The sequence below is a fragment of the Roseateles sp. YR242 genome (genome assembly GCF_900109745.1).
Taxonomy (GTDB): Bacteria; Pseudomonadota; Gammaproteobacteria; order Burkholderiales; family Burkholderiaceae_C; genus Roseateles.
The window spans coordinates 1-17,101 of the sequence record NZ_FOAV01000011.1 but is presented as its reverse complement, the minus strand read 5'-3'; the positions used below and the strand labels follow the sequence as shown (position 1 = coordinate 17,101).

The window sequence follows — 17,101 nt, the reverse complement described above, 5'->3', positions numbered from 1 at the left end:
CCCTTACACGGCAAACGCCCGCACGGCGTCGTTCAGTTGGCGCGCCTGATCCTGCAGCGCGCGCGCGGCGGCGGTGCTCTGCTCGACCATGGCGGCGTTCTTTTGCGTGGAGTCGTCCATCTGCACCACGGCCACGTTGACCTGCTCGATGCCGGCGCTCTGCTCCTGGCTGGAGGCGGTGATCTCGGCCACGATGTGGCTGACGTGGCGAATGCTGGTCACGATCTCCGCCATGGTGGTGCCCGCCTGCTGGACCATGCGGCTGCCGGCGTCCACGTGGGCCACGGAGTCGTCAATGAGATGCTTGATTTCCTTGGCGGCCGTGGCGCTGCGCTGGGCCAGGCTGCGAACCTCGGAGGCCACCACCGCGAAACCACGGCCCTGTTCACCCGCGCGGGCGGCCTCGACGGCCGCGTTGAGCGCGAGGATGTTGGTCTGGAAGGCAATGCCGTCGATGACGCTGATGATCTCGACGATGCGGCGCGAGGCGGTGGAGATGGAGGTCATGGTCTCCACGACCTGGCTGACCGCCGCGCCCCCCTGAGTGGCGATGTTGGAGGCCGAGGAGGCCGAGGTGTTGGCTTCGCTGGCGTGGTCGGCGCTGAGTCGAACTGCGGCCGTGAGCTGCTCCATGGCCGCGGCGGTCTCCTGCAGCGCGGAGGCCTGTTGCTCGGTACGGGCGGACAGGTCCTGGTTGCCCTGTGCGACTTCCTGCGCCGCATTCGAGATGGTGTCCGCGCCGGTGCGAACCTCGGTGACGATGCGGTGGAGGTTGACCACCATGTTCTGCAGGGCGGTCATGAGGCGGGCAACTTCGTCCTTGCCTTCGACCTCGATGCGATAGGTGAGGTCACCCGCGGCCACCGATTCGGCCAGGCGGATGGCACGATCGATGGGGGCGGTGATGGAGCGGGTGATTAAGAAGGCAGTGGCAATGCCGACCAGCAGGGCCAGCGCGGACGCGATGATCATGTTGCGCTTGGCGACGGATGACCGTTCGTTGGCGTCCACGACGTCAGCTTCCATGCTCTTGGCCTGGTAATCCACCATCTTGTCGATGAGGGCGTAGTAGCGGGCCTGGGGGGCCGCCATCTGCTCCTGGTAGACGGTGAGCGCGCCTTCGCGGTCGCCCGCCGCGAGGAGGTCGAAGACCTTGCGGACGGCGACGCCATAGTCCTTGCGAGCGGCCGACTGTTCTTCGAAGAGGCGCTTGCTGTCGTCACTGCTGAGCATCTTTTCGAGCTTGGCCAGGTTCTCGGAGTTGGACTGCCGGATGGCGGCATATTCGTCCATGAATTTCTTGGTGGCCTCGGGGGTGGTGGAGAGCAGGAGACGGCCGATGGTGATGGCACCACGGTCGCCGACGCTCTTGACCTGGGTGGTCATGGCAATGAGGGCGTAGCGGTCCTCGACGACGGTGCTCATGGTGCGGTTGACGCCGTTGATGACGCCGATGCCGACAGCCAAAATGACCAGGAGGAGAACGAAGGTGACCGCGAAGGCCACGGCGAGGCGAGAACCGATGCGAATGTCGGCCAGTTTCATGAAGACGGCTCCCTTGACGACAGGTGAGTTATTGAAATGTCTGCCAATCAAACCATTGCTTACATTTCAGGTCTAGCCGTAACAACTGGATTCCGGTCAATCCCCTGATTAAAGTGGGCTGGGTGAGGACTTATTCACGGGTGAGTGGTGCGGTTCATCTGTTAATCGCCCGTTGTTTCGTGTTGCGGTATCTCCCTGCGCGTTGGTGGGTGGCGTTCGTTTCATATGCCGCAACCTCATGTGGTGCACGTAGCACCGGAAAGCGCCGATCCGGCACCCTTTTCCTCCATGTCCCTTCTGTCCCGCTCCGCGGGCCATTCATTCCTTGACTTACGGAAAAGGGCACCGAATCGTCCCTTTCCTATACCGAGCTCATCCTCTACCCAACACGCCACATCCACATCCACATCCACATCCACATCCACATCCACATCCACATCCACACCCATGTCCATGCACATCCGCCTCCACGTCCATGGCGCGCAATGAAAAAAAGCTCCCCGCAGGGAGCTTTTTCATTGGGCGCTGCGGGCGCGCGGTCAGGCCGCCAGCAGGCCCAGCCGCTTGCGAGCAGCCTGGTACTCAGCCTGGAAGCGCGCCACCAGCTCGCCTGCGGGCAGCACCTCCCGAATGGCGCCAATGCCCTGGCCACTGCCCCAGATGTCCTTCCAGGCCTTGGCCGCAGCGCCACCACCAAAGTTCATCTTGGTAGGGTCGCTCTCGGGCAGCTTGTCCGGGTCCAGACCCGCCTTGACGATGGAACCCTTGAGATAGTTGCCGTGCACACCCGTGAAGAGATTGCTGTAGACGATGTCATCACTATCGCTGTCAACAATCATCTGCTTGTAGTCATCCGTGGCCCGCGCCTCCTGCGTGGCAATGAACGCAGAGCCGATGTAGGCCAGGTCGGCACCCGCCGCCTGAGCCGCCAGGATGGCATCCCCGCTGGCAATGGAGCCGGACAGTGCCAAGGGGCCGTTGAACCACTCGCGGATTTCCTGGATCAGGGCAAAGGGGCTCTTGGTGCCCGCATGACCACCCGCCCCCGCCGCCACAGCGATGAGACCGTCCGCACCCTTCTCGATCGCCTTGTGGGCAAACTTGTTGTTGATGATGTCGTGCAGGACGATGCCACCCCAGCCATGCACCGCCGCATTCACATCCTCGCGCGCGCCAAGCGAAGTGATGATGATGGGCACCTTGAACTTGGCGCACATCTCCATGTCGTGCTCGAGCCGGTCATTGCTCTTGTGCACGATCTGGTTGATGGCAAACGGGGCCGCCGGAGACTCGGGGTGGGCACGGTCGTGCGCCGCCAGGGTCTCGGTGATCTCGGCCAACCAGTCCTCAAGCTGCTCGGCCGGCCGCGCATTGAGGGAGGGCATGGAGCCCACAATGCCAGCCTTGCACTGGGCAATGACCAGCTTCGGGTTACTGATGATGAACAGCGGCGAACCGATAACCGGCAGACGCAGCTTGTTGAACAGCGGGGAAAGTGCCACCTCGTGTCTCCTCGTGGTGAAAACGGATCGTTGATTCGATCGTTGATTCGATTGACAGGTTCAGGCCAGCCTCAGAAGGCATCGATGGGCAGCGCCATCACGCTCTGGGCCCCACCCACCACCGCATCCCGCAACGCCTGGCAGCGCGGCAGGATGTGCTCGGCATAGAAGCGGGCCGTGGTGATCTTGGCCTGCATGAACTCGACATCCTGGCCCGCCGCCAGCAACTCCTGGGCCGCCAGCAATGAACGCGCCAGTTGCCAGCCCGCCATCAGGTTGCCCCCCAGCATCAGGTAGGGCACCGAGCCCGCGAAGGCAGCATTGGGATCGGACTTGCCGTTGGCAGCGATGTAGTCCACCACCTGCACAAAAGCGGCACGGGCCAGCGCGAGCGACTGGCGCACGGCCAGCGCCGCCGCGCTGCCGCTGGCCGCGAGCGCGCCTTCGGTCTCTTCAATCTGCGCCGCAACGCTACGGGCAAATGCGCCGCCGTCACGCGTGGTCTTGCGGCCCACCAGGTCGTTGGCCTGGATGGCCGTGGTGCCTTCATAGATCGTCAGGATGCGGGCATCACGGTAATACTGCGCCGCACCCGTCTCTTCGATGAAGCCCATGCCGCCGTGCACCTGCACGCCCAGCGAGGTCACCTCCAGGCTGATCTCGGTGCTGTAGCCCTTGACCAGCGGCACCATGAATTCGTAGAAGGCCTGGGCCTGCTTGCGGGCATCGGCATCACTGTGGTGATGGGCGATGTCATAGGCCGCAGCGGCATCGATGGCCATGGCGCGGCAGCCCTCCACCAACGCGCGCTGCGTCATCAGCATGCGACGCACGTCCGGGTGGTGAATGATTGCGGCCGGGCCCGACTGCGATCCGTCCACGGGGCGCGACTGCACACGGTCCTTCGCGTAGGCCACCGCCTTCTGATAGGCCCGGTCCGCCACCGCCAGACCCTGCACGCCCACGCCAAATCGCGCAGCGTTCATCATGATGAACATGTACTCGAGGCCACGGTTCTCCTCGCCAATCAGCGTGCCAATGGCGCCGCCGTTGTCGCCGAACTGCAGTACCGCCGTCGGACTGGCCTTGATGCCCAGCTTGTGTTCGATGGAGACGCAGTACGCGTCATTGCGCTCACCCAGCGAGCCATCCGCCTGGACCAGGAACTTGGGCACCAGGAACAGGCTGATGCCCTTCACGCCCTCCGGCGCCCCCGGCACACGGGCCAACACCAGATGGACGATGTTGTCCGTCATGTCGTGGTCGCCCCAGGTGATGAAGATCTTCGTGCCGAAGATCTTGTAGGTGCCATCACCCTGCGGCTCGGCGCGGCTGCGCACCAGCGCCAGATCCGAACCCGCCTGGGGTTCGGTCAGGTTCATGGTGCCCGTCCATTCGCCGGACAGCAGACGGGGGATGAAGAGCTGCTTCTGCGCCTCGGTGCCGGCCACCAGCAACGCCTCGACCGCACCGTCGGTCAACAGCGGGCACAGCGCAAAGCTGACATTGGCGGCCTGGACCATTTCCGCGCAGCCCGTGCCGATGGTCTTGGGCAGACCCTGGCCACCATAGCTTTCCGGATGCTGCAGCCCCTGCCAGCCCCCTTCCGCGTACTGCTGGAAGGCTTCCTTGAAGCCGGGCGTGGCGAAGACCTGGCCGTCCTTCCAGTACGACGGGTTCCGATCGCCCTCGACATTCAGCGGTGCGATGACGTCCTCGTTGAGCTTGGCAGCCTCCTCCAGCACCGCCTGCGCAGTGTCCAGGCCGTGATCGGCAAAGGCGGGGATTTGCTCAGCAAGCGTCTGCAGGCCGGCCAGGGCCTGCATGTCGAACAGCATGTCCTTGATCGGGGCGCGGTAAGTCATGGTTGTCTCCGGATAAAAAAAGAGCGCCGCGCGTCGTTGACGGGGCGCCCTTGGTCGGTTGGCGGTGCCGGGAAGTCAGCCTCCCCTGCCCCACCCTGACCGTGTGCCGCGTGACGCTCACGGAGCGGCACGGCAGGCGCGCTTACAGCGCCTTGACCAGCTCAGGAACGGCGGTGAAGAGGTCCGCTTCCAGACCGTAGTCAGCCACCGAGAAGATCGGGGCCTCCGGATCCTTGTTGATCGCGACGATCACCTTGGAATCCTTCATGCCGGCCAGATGCTGGATCGCGCCGGAGATACCGGCCGCGATGTAGAGCTGCGGTGCGACGATCTTGCCGGTCTGGCCCACTTGCCAGTCGTTGGGCGCGTAGCCGGCATCCACAGCAGCGCGCGAGGCACCCAGCGCGGCGTTGAGCTTGTCGGCCAACGGGGTCAGCACTTCGTTGAACTTGTCGCTGCTGCCCAGCGCACGGCCACCGGAGACGATGATCTTCGCAGCGGTCAGCTCGGGACGGTCGCTCTTGGTGACCTCACGGCCCACGAAGCTGCTCTTGCCGCTGTCAGCCACGGCGCTCAGGCTTTCCACAGCGGCACTGCCGCCTTCAGCGGCGGAGTCGAAGCCGGTGGTGCGGATGGTCAGCACCTTGACGGCGTCGGTCGACTGCACGGTGGCGATGGCGTTGCCAGCGTAGATGGGTCGCTCGAAGGTGTCCGCGCTGATCACCTTGGTGACGTCGCTCAGTTGGCCCACGTCCAGCAGCGCGGCCACGCGCGGTGCCACGTTCTTGCCGGCGGCAGTGGCGGGGAACAGCAGGTGGCTGTAGTCCTTGGCGACGGCGATCACCTGCGCGGCAAGGTTCTCGGCCAGGCCGTCAGCAAATTGCGCGCCGTCGGCGTGCAGCACCTTGGTCACGCCAGAGATCTTGGCGGCAGCCTGCGCCACAGCAGCGGCGTTGGCCCCCACCACCAGCACATGCACATCACCACCGATGGCCGACGCGGCCGTGACGGTGTGGTGGGTCGCGCCCTTCAGCGAGGCGTTGTCGTGTTCAGCAATAACGAGGATGGTCATTTGAATCTCCAATCAGGTCGACTTAAATGACCTTGGCTTCGGTCTTCAGCTTGGTGACCAGTGTGGCCACATCCGGCACCTTCACACCCGCACCACGCTTGGGCGGCTCGGCCACCGACAAGGTCTTGATGCGCGGGGCAACGTCCACACCCAGGTCCGCCGGCTTGACGATCTCCAGCGGCTTCTTTTTGGCCTTCATGATGTTGGGCAGCGTCACATAGCGCGGCTCGTTCAGGCGCAGGTCGGTGGTGACCACCGCCGGCAGCGTCAGGCTGACAGTTTCCAGGCCACCGTCCACCTCGCGGGTGACGGCCACCTTGCCATCGGCCACTTCGACCTTGGAGGCGAAGGTGCCCTGCGGCAGGCCGGTCAGCGCCGCCAGCATCTGGCCGGTCTGGTTGCAATCGTCGTCGATGGCTTGCTTGCCCAGGATGACGAGTTGCGGCTGTTCCTTGTCAACCAGCGCCTTGAGCAGCTTGGCCACGGCCAGCGGCTGCAGTTCGGCGTCGGTCTCGACCAGGATGGCGCGATCAGCACCAATGGCCATCGCGGTACGCAGGGTTTCCTGACATTGCGTGACACCACAGGAAACGGCGATCACTTCGGTGACCACACCCTTTTCCTTGAGGCGCACAGCTTCCTCGACGGCGATTTCGTCAAACGGGTTCATCGACATCTTCACATTCGCGATGTCTACCCCAGTGCCGTCGCTCTTGACGCGCACCTTGACGTTGTAATCGACGACTCGTTTGACGGGGACCAATACCTTCATCGAAGCACTCCAGGCGTATTGACGTTTACGTTAATTCGATTCTATGGGAGGCCTGCGCCGCCCCCGTGTCACCGATCGGTCAGACGCGTTTGGGCAAAGAGCCGTACCAGAACTTGAACCGGAAAATAAAACGAACGATCGTTCTATTCTAGCCATGCGCGTCCGGCTGCCAAGTGAAAGTGCTGGAATCTTCTAGACTGCCCACCCTGATGACGAAGCCCTCCTCTTCCCGCAGCGCCGCGCAGCCGTTGGAACCCGACAGCCCCTCGGTGAAAACCCGAACCTTGGACAGTCCTGCTGCTGGCACTGGCACTGGCACTGGCACTGGCGTCGCCAGCATCGGCGTGTTTGATTCCGGGGTGGGCGGCCTGACCGTGCTGCAGGCGCTTCGTGCACGGCTGCCGGACGTGCCGCTGCACTATGTGGCGGACACGGCGCACGCGCCCTATGGTGACCGCAGCAGTGAGTACATCCGCGAGCGCAGCCTGCGGGTGGCCGAGCATCTGCGCGAGGCGGGGGCACGCATGGTGGTCGTGGCCTGCAACACGGCCACCGCCCACGCGGTGAATGCCATGCGGGAACGCTGGCCGGGCTGGCCGGTGGTGGGCATCGAACCCGGCGTCAAACCTGCAGTAGCCGCCACACGCAATGGCCGCATTGGCGTGATGGCCACCACCGCCACCATTGCCAGCCGACGTTATGAGGCGCTGGTGGCGGCCCATGCAAGCGATGTCTCGCTGGTGAGCCAGCCCTGCCCGGGGCTGGTGTCGTTGATTGAGCAGGGGGACCTCGGCAACCCCGAACTGGGGGCGCTGGTGGACCGTTATTGCGAGCCCCTCAAAGCCGCTGGCGTGGACACGGTGCTGCTGGGCTGCACCCACTATCCGTTGATCCAGGACCGCATTCAGGCGGCGCTGGGCAGCGAGGTTCAGTTGCTCAATATCGAAGATGCGGTGGCCCGGCAGGCGCAGCGCCTGTGGGAATCACTGCACCTGCCTGCGCGGCCGGACAGCCCGATGGTGCTGCAAAGCACCGGCGACCCGGCGCCATTGCAACGGCTCGCTCGTGAAGCCTTGGGGTGGGCCAGCGCCGAGGCTGCGCGGGTCAATGTCTGATGCGCGGGTGGCGCGGTTACACGCAACTCAGACCAGCGCCCGCGCCATGCCTCGGGTCATGTCCACTCGCTTCAGCAGCACCCATCCCAGCACAAAGAACATTCCCGTGGAGAGAATCGCCAGGCGGTGATTGCCGGCGGTGAGTGCGGTCACGGCGCCGTAGGTCAGCGGCCCGATGATGGCCGCCAGGCGGGTGGCAAAGGTCCACAGGCCAAAGAACTCGGCCAGACGGTCGTGTGGCGCCAAGGCGCCTGCGAGGGCGCGCCCGCAGGATTGGCTGGAGCCCATGCAGAGCCCGGCGATCAACGCGGCCACCCAGAATAGCCAGGCACTGGTGGCCACAAAGGCCAGCACCGTCATCAACATCCAGCCCACCAGCGTGAAGGCCAGGGCGGGCTGATGGCCGATGCGGTCCTCGTAGTAGCCGAATGCGAAGGCCCCGACGGCCGACGCGATGTTGACCAGAAACACCAGCGCCATGGTCTGGGTCTGCGTGAAGCCCAGGGCCTGGTCGGCATAGACGGCGGCCAGCGCGATGACCACGGCGATACCTGCCTGATAGGACGTACCGCAGGCGAGCAGCCTCAGAAAATCAGGATAGGCGCTGGCGCGGCGCCAGGACGCGAGCAACTCGGCCAGGCCCGAGCCCATGCGGGCAGCCCGGCGAATGGAGCAGGGGTCGGCACGCTCGCGCAGCAGCACAAAGGTGGGCAGGGCTGCCAGCAGGTAGACGCCAGCCGTGATCCACATGGTCACTGGCACGAACTCGGTAGCCGCCTGCCCCCTGGCCTGCGCCTGCAGCACATAGGCCAGGCACAACCCCAACGACAGCATGCCGCCGAGATACCCGAAGGCCCAGCCCCAGCCGGACACGCGGCCCAGCGCATCGCGCCGGGCCAACTCAGGCAGGAAGGCGGCGATGACGGATTCGCCGTAGGAGTAGAAGACGTTGGAGAACACCACGGCGGCGGCGGCCCACCACAGCGCCGATGCGCCCAGGAAGGCCAAGGCGGCAGTGGTCAGGACACAACCGGCGGTGCAGAAGGCCAGCAGGCGCTTCTTGGCGCCATGTGCATCGGCCCAGGCCCCCAGGCCCGGCATGGTCACCATCACGATGAGGCTGGAGACGGCGATCAGCACCGTCCACAGCAGCGTGGCGGACGCCTGCCCCTTGGCCACCTCGGCCACGAAATAAGCGTTGTAGACGGCAGTCAGCACCACCGTCGTGTAGCCGGAGTTGGCGAAGTCGTACATCGACCAGCCCAACACTTCGCGGCGCCGAACGCCGGGGTTCAACAGTTCCTGACCGAACATGGTCTGAGTGTAAGAGCACCGCGCGGGTCAGCAACACTGCATCCGCAAGTGACGCTGCTGGCTGGCTTTGCATACGCACGGCTGAGCAAGCCCTGCTGAATACCACTGGCGAGCAAGCAGGGAGCAACCCAATCAAGGGACAGGCCGGATGACTCTGCCGGGCTTGGACTGGGCTTGTCGACAATCGCTGATACCTGAAACGGATAACAAGTTTTCATTCGATAACACGGTGGCCGGAACACCATATGAAGAGCACGCCCAAGGCCCATACGCGGGGCATCGGCCGTACAGTGGAAACATACCAAGCATGTGGGACATACCCCCCAAGGAGGGATGTACTTTCCGCCGTCCGAAAATCATTGTGTTCCTTCCAACAATACTGTGGACAACTTCTATATCCTCAATGAATCTGACCCGGCACCGGCACTGCAGAGACGGACTGTTGGCAACTAGCTTTCCGATAGTCAACTGCTCAGCTCAGTTTTCGACGGTTCTCACAAGCCGAGTCCATGCTCAAAATGAAGGAACTTTGGTCTGCAAGCGCCCGCTTGGCTGCTCTCACTGTGGAGTATTTGACCGGCAATACAGTACCTTCAAAGTGTCGTCGCGCCTTTCTTAACACAGGGAGCTGTTGACGCCCTATTTCGAAGCTTCGATAGTGCGAGCCCATGCGAATAAAGCTACTTTGGCTGCTAGGAGTCGCAGCCGCGCTTACGGCGGCGTTACTCCTTACGCAAGCTGAAGAGGGGGAGCGCCCTCGCGAAACCGAGGCCGCTTCTCGGCCGCCGTATGCGCCGCCGCCGGTGGTTCTGGCCCCGGCACTGCCAATTTCCGCGGCCGCTGCCGCTTCCCTCGATATTCCTGCGAAGATCCTCACCCGAGCGGATAATCCCTACGCGGAAATCACGCGCCTCAGGCAACAAAAGATACCCGGCTCCTACGCCAAGGCAGCCATGCTAGTAGATTTATGCAAAGAGGCCATTGGAAGCATATATCGCTATAGGTTTTACACCTCCGAGCAGCTCGAACTCGACGGATCTCCCAAATCTTCGCGCGATGGAGAAATTGAAGCTCGGCGTGCCGCTTCGATGCAATCGACTGAAGCGCGATGCAGAGATGTATTCGAAGACAAAGAACTCCAGCACCCTTTATCGGACGACACTTATGGCCAAGCGTTCGAGAATGCAAAGAAGCAAATGACAAATGCCACCAGATTCCAAGATCGGCGGCTTGCATTGCAACAACTCAACCAACAAGGTCAGCTGGCATCTGCCTATAGAGATATAGCTGGAATGGACGGAGGCCCCATCTTTTTCAACGGGAAAATTTTTAAGGATCAAGAGGCGAATGAATTCCAGTCCGCTGCATCGCTTTATTTTCTTATGGGCTCAGATTTTTCTGACTCAGGGAATCAAGACCTACGCTATCTCATCATCTGCAATACGACCGTCCAATGCCCGAACGCTCCCATCGATGAAATACTGAAGGACAAGAGTGCAGCAGAAAGGGCTCGCATCGCAACGCTAGCGGCTGCCATTCGTGATGCCTTGGAAGCCGGAAATATCGAAGCCTTCTTGCCTCAAGATACAAGCAGGCCCTAAACCCGCAGGCTTTCGAGGGGTACATCGATGTCCCCTTGGCCGCCTGGTATTACCCTTCAAGGTCGCCAAGAAATGCGTGAGCATGACGTGGTAGACCTCGTAATCCGAGCGCTCATTTGAGCGGATGGTTTCGCTGGTCTCGGCCCCGCACAACCGGACACGGTCTATGCGTTGGTTGAAGCGAGCCCCATCTGGGTCGGGCGCTGATGCTGCCTGAACTCACTGGGCGAGCGCATTCTCAGGCTAGAGTGTGGATGTACGATGAGCATTTCGCGCACCGGTTCGCTTGGCAGGCCCTTGCCGGGCCACGAACGCCACGTCGATGCCGTGACCTCCCGGCCGCAGCAACCCTTGGCGAATGTCGCCGTCACAGGACTCACTGGGAAGCGCCGGAAAACCGCATTGGTACCTGGGACGGGCACCACGTTTCCATTTTAGATCAACGCCTTAAAGAACTTTGGGCGGGAATTGTGCGGGCGAAATTTCGCAGGCACCGCGGGCTTTACCACATGTCGAGGCTCAAGCAGCGCGCCGGCTCCTGGCGAGACAGCAGCGCGACGTTGGCTGAGCATCGGCACGATGGGCAGCCGCCGAAGTCAACGTTCAAGCGACCGCAACGGTTCCTCCCCCGCGAAACAAGCAAGCAAATAGCGAGGCAGATCTGCTACGCCGCACTACTGGCAAAGTCAATCCCGCGGATCGACCCTACTGGATCGGTCTGCACAGCCTCGACCCTTCCCCCTATCAAATTGATTACCGTTCCCACGGAAGCAATGGTTTCCGGTCGGTGTGCGACTACTATTCGTGTTATTTGCAGCTTCCGAAGTTCAGCACTCAGTTTGCGCTCGTTATCCACATCCAAGTGACTGGTTGCCTCGTCCATTATCAATATTTTCACATCTTGATATAAGGCACGCGCCAATACGATACGTTGTCTTTGCCCTCCTGAAAGACCTGTCCCGAGGTCACCTATGAGACTGTTGTAGCCCATTGGCATTTGAATTATTTCACCATGAACCTGCGCGACCTTACATGCCCATTGCGCACGGGCTCTGTCAGGTCGTTCACTGAAAAAAGTAACATTATCCAGTATCGTCCCGGCCAAAAGTGAGTCATCCTGCATCACCGCCGCCATCATGCGTCTGGCGTTGTCATAACCGAGCGTTTCGAGAGGAATGCCACTAATCAGCACCTGACCTTCCACGGGGCGATGAATACCTAATATAAGTTTCAGCAAAGTCGTTTTCCCGCCGCCACTGGCACCCGCGATTGCGAGAGCATCGCCCTGCTCAATCTTTAGATTGACACCCTGCAACACCCACCTCTCACGAGGTGAAAATCTAAACCAAACATCCTTAAGTTCGACGCTCCCCTGCAAGTCCGACAAATCAGCACGTTCGCTCTTATCATTTTCCGGCGGAGTTGCCACAATATCTGACAACCTGTCATAGTGCACATTAAGCAAACCAACAGAAAAGGCGAAGTTGACTAAGTTTGAGATTCGACCGGTGTATTGTCCCTTAAAGCTCAAGAACGCCATAAGCATGCCGATAGTAAACAGAGAACCCTCTGAAGGGCTCATAATCATCGACGCACCCATATAGAACACGACAATATTTTCCACACCAAACACTAGACTTTGCGCAGCATTGAAGGAAATATCGATTTTGGCAAGCGTAACGTCTTTGTTAAACACAGCGACCATTAGATTTTGCCAACGAGCTCTTCTTTGTTCGTGCCTGTTGAAAAGCTTCAGAGGTTGAATTGCTCTTAGCGTTTCGAGAAAATGTGTTTGCTCTTTGGCCGAAAGAAGAACCTTCTCACCGGATATCGGTCGGCTGATTCGGAAACCAATCAACTTGAAAATACCAAATAGTAAAGAAGCCGCAACCACAACCCCAGCCAGTTTCGCGGAATAAGTAAACATCAGGATTAACGCGATTAAAGCCATAAGTCCATCGAGAACCGCCTCTACTGCAGAGTGCGTAATCGTTTGCTGAATCGCGTTGATTGACGAAAATCGCGAAGTGACATCGCCAAGATGTCGGGTCTCAAAGTATCTCATCGGCAGCTTCACCAGGTGGGCGAACACATTGCTCGTCCACTGCAACGACATGCTCTGGCCAAGTATGAGAGACAACCAGCTTCGTATTGAACTCACTAGGGTCTGTGTGAGTAATATTAATAACAAACCAGCGGTTAACACTTGTAGAGCAGATGTGTCGCCCGAGTTGACCGCATCATCGATGATAATCTGATTAAGAATAGGGGACAGAACCGCAAAGATTTGCAGCACAAATGCGGCAAGAAAGAGTTGTCCAAGGGAGCGATAAAGCCCCGTGACTCGTCCTGTTAAATCGCGGAGGGTGACCTTGGGCACTTCACGCCGCCGAGAAAAAACCTTGGCAGGTGAAAGTTCAAGTGCGACGCCAGTAAAGCCTTCTGATAGCTGTTTTTGGGAAAGCCGTCTTTCCCCGATCGCTGGATCGAATATCCGCGCACGCTTCGGCGAGGACGATAAGAGAACCACGAAGTGGGACATACCCCAATGCAGAACGCAGGGCACGCTCAGTTGTGGGACCTCTTCAACCTCCAGACGCACTGCACGGGGATGGAAACCGATCTCTGTTGCGAAATCCGAAAGCTGATCCAAAGTGGCGCCCTTTAACCCAACAGAAAATCTACTCCTTAGTTCCGTAAGAGTTATTGGCAGATTGTGATGTTCGGCAATGGTCGCCAAACAGGCGACCCCGCACTCCGCTGCTTCCGATTGCAAAAACCCCATGGTCAGCTCGCAAGTTTAAGCGTTTTCTTAACCGTAGGACTAAAGGGGAAGTACGGCCGCAATCTCAATATTGAATTCCAAAATTCCTGTTCTAAAGACGCTTTAATGTAAATCGACGACCGTGAGGTTTTCAACGCAACGCCTATTGAGTTTGGGCCCTTTGCCAAGGTCGCATCCAAAACCTCATCGATTTCTACCATTCGACTTGTTCCGATCGCCGGAAACCAATAAATCCTCCCTTGATCGATAAATGCGTATTCCAAAAACGGAGGCAGACTTCCCCAAGCTGCAAAACCGCAACCAACGATGGAAATTAGCATCAATTCGCTGTAGTCACGGGCCTGCAGCGGCGCAAGTTTCTGGAGATTGAGAAGCGCTATTACTATTGGCAAATAAGCTACTGAAATGACGACCGCGGAAAATCCGAGGTAGACTCGAATGCTTCTCTTGGAATGAGTAAATATCTTGCGACGAATTTTCATGCGTTGCATTCGCCAAGCCGCGAATGCGATTGCGATAAAAAGTATCAGTGGAAGTCCCAATATTATGGAAATTGAGGTCGCTCGATCCATGACAGCTTCTCGCTAGAGCCTCGGTATTAACCGAGGCTATGTTCAAAACATTTGGTAATTATGGGTCAATTGCTTTGACCGGACCGGTCGAGATCGTTCCCCCACCTCCGCCAATCGAGCCGCCGCCGCCACTGCCTCCTCCGATCGGGCCGACATTTCCGCCGAGTCCTGTGCCACCGGAATACCCGGTGCTCGGCGCGCCAGTCGAGTTTGGAATTGCTTGGTAGCCAATCTGGTTGCCGTCAGAGTCATACGCAACTATGTCGGAGACCTCGACGGTACCGTTGGTGCCTGCTTGGCCTACCTGATGGGCGACCGCAAACACCATGCGCACTCCTAAGGTGGCATTGAATGTCCAAATTGCCTTGACGATTTGGCCTGCGTTCGCTATTGGCATAGCGCCGAACAAACCACCTTCCAGCATGGCTTGTCCGACATTGTTAAACACCGCATCTCCTTGAATTCCATTCTGGATCATCTGGGTTACGCCACCTACGGCGGCTCCGATGACTGCACCAGTTAGGGCAATGGGAAGAAGTCCTCCACCGACCTGCTTCTGCTCTTCCCGCGAAATTACGCGCATGTCTAAACTCCCCTTTAAATTACGCTCTAAGCGAGAGCGTGACGCCCGTCAGCTTACAGAATCGACCCTGCTTACTGACAGAACCGGCTCGAGCAACCACTCCCAGATCGCTCGCTCCTCGTGGATGATTTCAGCTTCAACCGTCATACCGGGCTTCAAATCATGCCACCTATGAAATGCGTAAATCTTTTCGTTTTGTGGTTCAACCACTATGCGATACAGCGGCTCAGTAGTCATGTTCGCAGTGGTTATCGATTGCGCCCTTCCTACGGGAAGATCTTGAGCACCTGTCGGCACTTGGCTAATAGCCATAACTTTTCCTTGAGAAACACCAAACTTCTGAGAAGGGAATGCCGAATATTTCAATCGAACGACCTGACCTTCTTCTACAAAGCCTATAGATCTGCTGGGGGCGTAGATATGTATTTCGAGTTGTTTGGAATTTTTCGCTTCGGGAAACAGTGCTAAGGTTGTTTGACCCGCCTGACTCAGTTGACCTACATGTTGATAAATTGCGCCAACATAACCCGCCACTGGCGCCTTCAATATCGAACTTTGCCTAGAGCCTAGCTCGACTTCTTCTTGATCGATCTGGGCAAGGTTTCTGGATATCTGCGCTACGGCCGAATGAAGTGCGCCACTCGCTTCGGTCAGTTCACTACGTAAGCGTTCAATTTCTCTAGCGTCTATAAGAGCGTTTTTAGCTAGTGCCTGCTCTCTCAATCTAAGTTCGAGCAATTCTTCTTGCTTCTGTTGCAACTGCAGATTGGATACATACCCCTCACCCTCAAGCTTGGCGAATTTTTCAAGTGTTTTTTCGGCCAGGGCAATTCGTTGCTTTGTGGTTACTATTTCTACGTTCGCAGCTTCGGCCTCCCGAATAGCTAGCTGCAAGCGGGTGGCACCAAACTCCGCGCGAATTTTGAACTGCCTTTCGAGTGACTGCTTTTCCTCGAGCAGGGATACTCGGCGTTTTTCGTACGTTTCCCTAAGCGAGGCCGCAACACTCCCAACCTTCGAATGCAAGTCACTCTCCATCTCGACGAGTACTTGCCCCGCCTCAACATAATCGTGCTCTTTGACAAAAAGCGTTTTGATCACAGCGCTTTGCATAGAGGCCACTGGGACAATTCCAGCGTTGGAAGTAAGATATCCCGCCACGTGCGTTTTTCTGGCAATCTTTCCCACACAGAGGTAATACCCGATCAAACCGATCATTAAAGCCAGTGCCATCGTGAGAACATTCGATGTCATACTTCGATGAATACGGATTTCTCCCAGCCAGTTTCCTGACTGTGCTTCGATTGCTTGCAGGCGGAACAAGGGGCTGGTGTTCGATCCGTTCATAGGTTCGACTCAGATGTTCGATAGGGAACTTGCCAAAAAGTCTTACTGTAGTTTGGCTGTCGGTCACTCACCAAAAAGGGGGATGCGCGTTATTGGAGGGACATAGCCGCAAGCGTCCCCATGCGACGCAGAGGGCTTTGTTCGCCAGAAAGACACTTTGGAGCGCACTCGTGGGCCTTCGCGCGCGCAGCTTCAGTCGGAAGTAGATGGAGCTCGGTGGAAGGAACATATTGCCGGGTTCCGGCTCGCCGTTCATGCCGAGTTGCCTAACCTCGTGATGCAGATCGATGGCGACGACTCGGCCGAAGGGCGGGGCTAAGAGCAAATGACCGTGGCGCCGACGGCCTCAAGCTGAGGCCGTCGTCGCGAGCAGCGAGTCTGTCTTGATCGCGTCGCTTGGATCGAAGAACTCGGCCAGTTGGGCTGAGCAACATGCCGCCTCTGCGCTTGCAAGTTACCTGCCGCGCGGAACTCGGCTCACCTGATCGGGATCGTCGCCAACGCCCCATTACGAAGGCCGGCACGAAGACGCCAAGTTCATGCTCTTCGACGCGCACATCGGCCTAGAAGTTTTCTTCGTCCATGGCTCTGACCTGCCCGGTTTCTCCGAGACATTGATTTCCAGAGAAGATGGCTCCATCCCAAGAGGAGCCCATGAGAAAGAGTCGATTCACGGAAGAGCAGATGGTGGCGATCCTGCGCGAGGCAGACCGCACCACGGTGGCCGAGGCGGCCAAGAAGCACAAGGTCAGCGAGCCCACGATCTACGCTTGGCGTAAGCACTTCGGCCAGTTGGAAGTCTCTGACGTCAAACGCATGAAGGCCCTGGAGCTGGAAAACAGCCGGCTCAAGAAGCTGCTGGCCGAGCGTGACCTGGACATCGAGGTCCTGAAGGAGATCAACGCAAAAAAATGGTGAGCCCGCCGGCTCGACATGCCCAGGTCGACTTCGCTCGCGAGCGTGGCCTGAGCTTGCGTCGGGCTTGCGGGCTCATCGGCATGTCGCGAGCCACACCCAGCTATAAGCCC

12 protein-coding genes and 1 pseudogene are annotated in these 17,101 nt (G+C 59.1%); 3 read left to right on the top strand and 10 right to left on the bottom strand.

What is annotated here, in order from left to right:
• Window positions 1-3 precede the first annotated feature (3 nt).
• The 5 genes from BMY53_RS18605 to BMY53_RS18580 form a co-directional block, all read right to left on the bottom strand.
• On the bottom strand, window positions 4-1,545 hold the full coding sequence (locus tag BMY53_RS18605; RefSeq protein ID WP_092947996.1) for a methyl-accepting chemotaxis protein: 1,542 nt from the start codon (window positions 1,543-1,545) through the stop codon (window positions 4-6).
• 539 nt (window positions 1,546-2,084) lie between these two features.
• On the bottom strand, window positions 2,085-3,047 hold the full coding sequence (locus tag BMY53_RS18595; RefSeq protein ID WP_092947994.1) for an NAD(P)H-dependent flavin oxidoreductase: 963 nt from the start codon (window positions 3,045-3,047) through the stop codon (window positions 2,085-2,087).
• Window positions 3,048-3,118: 71 nt separating this feature from the next.
• On the bottom strand, window positions 3,119-4,912 hold the full coding sequence (locus BMY53_RS18590; RefSeq protein ID WP_092947993.1) for an acyl-CoA dehydrogenase: 1,794 nt from the start codon (window positions 4,910-4,912) through the stop codon (window positions 3,119-3,121).
• Window positions 4,913-5,054: 142 nt separating this feature from the next.
• Window positions 5,055-5,984 (bottom strand): electron transfer flavoprotein subunit alpha/FixB family protein, encoded by a 930-nt coding sequence (locus BMY53_RS18585; protein WP_092947992.1) that lies wholly within the window; start codon window positions 5,982-5,984, stop codon window positions 5,055-5,057.
• A gap of 22 nt (window positions 5,985-6,006) precedes the next feature.
• Complete coding sequence (locus BMY53_RS18580; RefSeq protein WP_092947991.1) at window positions 6,007-6,756, bottom strand: electron transfer flavoprotein subunit beta/FixA family protein; 750 nt, start codon at window positions 6,754-6,756, stop codon at window positions 6,007-6,009.
• A gap of 209 nt (window positions 6,757-6,965) precedes the next feature.
• Here BMY53_RS18580 and murI point away from each other — a divergent pair, with 209 nt between their 5' ends.
• Window positions 6,966-7,871 carry a glutamate racemase gene (gene murI / locus BMY53_RS18575; RefSeq protein WP_092947990.1) on the top strand — a complete coding sequence of 302 codons (906 nt, stop codon included), beginning with the start codon at window positions 6,966-6,968 and terminating at the stop codon, window positions 7,869-7,871.
• Between the two features lie 27 nt (window positions 7,872-7,898).
• Here murI and BMY53_RS18570 read toward each other — a convergent pair whose 3' ends face one another.
• Window positions 7,899-9,185 carry an MFS transporter gene (locus tag BMY53_RS18570; protein ID WP_092947989.1) on the bottom strand — a complete coding sequence of 429 codons (1,287 nt, stop codon included), beginning with the start codon at window positions 9,183-9,185 and terminating at the stop codon, window positions 7,899-7,901.
• A 668-nt stretch (window positions 9,186-9,853) separates the two neighbouring features.
• Here BMY53_RS18570 and BMY53_RS25510 point away from each other — a divergent pair.
• Window positions 9,854-10,786: a hypothetical protein gene (locus tag BMY53_RS25510; protein ID WP_143074139.1), complete on the top strand. Its 933-nt coding sequence runs from the start codon at window positions 9,854-9,856 to the stop codon at window positions 10,784-10,786.
• A gap of 664 nt (window positions 10,787-11,450) precedes the next feature.
• Here BMY53_RS25510 and BMY53_RS18560 read toward each other — a convergent pair.
• The 4 genes from BMY53_RS18560 to BMY53_RS18555 are packed head-to-tail and all read right to left on the bottom strand — an operon-like array spanning window position 11,451 to window position 16,073.
• Window positions 11,451-13,571 (bottom strand): peptidase domain-containing ABC transporter, encoded by a 2,121-nt coding sequence (locus BMY53_RS18560; protein WP_092947987.1) that lies wholly within the window; start codon window positions 13,569-13,571, stop codon window positions 11,451-11,453.
• 2 nt (window positions 13,572-13,573) lie between these two features.
• Complete coding sequence (locus tag BMY53_RS25505) at window positions 13,574-14,143, bottom strand: hypothetical protein (protein WP_143074138.1); 570 nt, start codon at window positions 14,141-14,143, stop codon at window positions 13,574-13,576.
• Window positions 14,144-14,201: 58 nt separating this feature from the next.
• Entirely contained in the window at window positions 14,202-14,726 is a 525-nt protein-coding gene (locus BMY53_RS25500) for a hypothetical protein (protein WP_143074137.1), read from the bottom strand.
• A 48-nt stretch (window positions 14,727-14,774) separates the two neighbouring features.
• Window positions 14,775-16,073 carry an HlyD family secretion protein gene (locus tag BMY53_RS18555; protein ID WP_092947986.1) on the bottom strand — a complete coding sequence of 433 codons (1,299 nt, stop codon included), beginning with the start codon at window positions 16,071-16,073 and terminating at the stop codon, window positions 14,775-14,777.
• 654 nt (window positions 16,074-16,727) lie between these two features.
• Here BMY53_RS18555 and BMY53_RS18550 point away from each other — a divergent pair.
• A pseudogene (locus BMY53_RS18550) lies at window positions 16,728-17,101 on the top strand (transposase); the annotation flags it as partial.

What these genes read in the sequence shown, in the direction of transcription:
- BMY53_RS18590 (WP_092947993.1), bottom strand. Translation starts at nt 4,912, where the DNA reads ATGACTTACCGCGCCCCGATCAAGGACATGCTGTTCGACATGCAGGCC.
- BMY53_RS18605 (WP_092947996.1), bottom strand. Translation starts at nt 1,545, where the DNA reads ATGAAACTGGCCGACATTCGCATCGGTTCTCGCCTCGCCGTGGCCTTC.
- BMY53_RS25510 (WP_143074139.1), top strand. Translation starts at nt 9,854, where the DNA reads ATGCGAATAAAGCTACTTTGGCTGCTAGGAGTCGCAGCCGCGCTTACG.
- murI (WP_092947990.1), top strand. Translation starts at nt 6,966, where the DNA reads ATGACGAAGCCCTCCTCTTCCCGCAGCGCCGCGCAGCCGTTGGAACCC.
- BMY53_RS18580 (WP_092947991.1), bottom strand. Translation starts at nt 6,756, where the DNA reads ATGAAGGTATTGGTCCCCGTCAAACGAGTCGTCGATTACAACGTCAAG.
- BMY53_RS18560 (WP_092947987.1), bottom strand. Translation starts at nt 13,571, where the DNA reads ATGGGGTTTTTGCAATCGGAAGCAGCGGAGTGCGGGGTCGCCTGTTTG.
- BMY53_RS18555 (WP_092947986.1), bottom strand. Translation starts at nt 16,073, where the DNA reads ATGAACGGATCGAACACCAGCCCCTTGTTCCGCCTGCAAGCAATCGAA.
- BMY53_RS18585 (WP_092947992.1), bottom strand. Translation starts at nt 5,984, where the DNA reads ATGACCATCCTCGTTATTGCTGAACACGACAACGCCTCGCTGAAGGGC.
- BMY53_RS25505 (WP_143074138.1), bottom strand. Translation starts at nt 14,143, where the DNA reads ATGGATCGAGCGACCTCAATTTCCATAATATTGGGACTTCCACTGATA.
- BMY53_RS25500 (WP_143074137.1), bottom strand. Translation starts at nt 14,726, where the DNA reads ATGCGCGTAATTTCGCGGGAAGAGCAGAAGCAGGTCGGTGGAGGACTT.
- BMY53_RS18570 (WP_092947989.1), bottom strand. Translation starts at nt 9,185, where the DNA reads ATGTTCGGTCAGGAACTGTTGAACCCCGGCGTTCGGCGCCGCGAAGTG.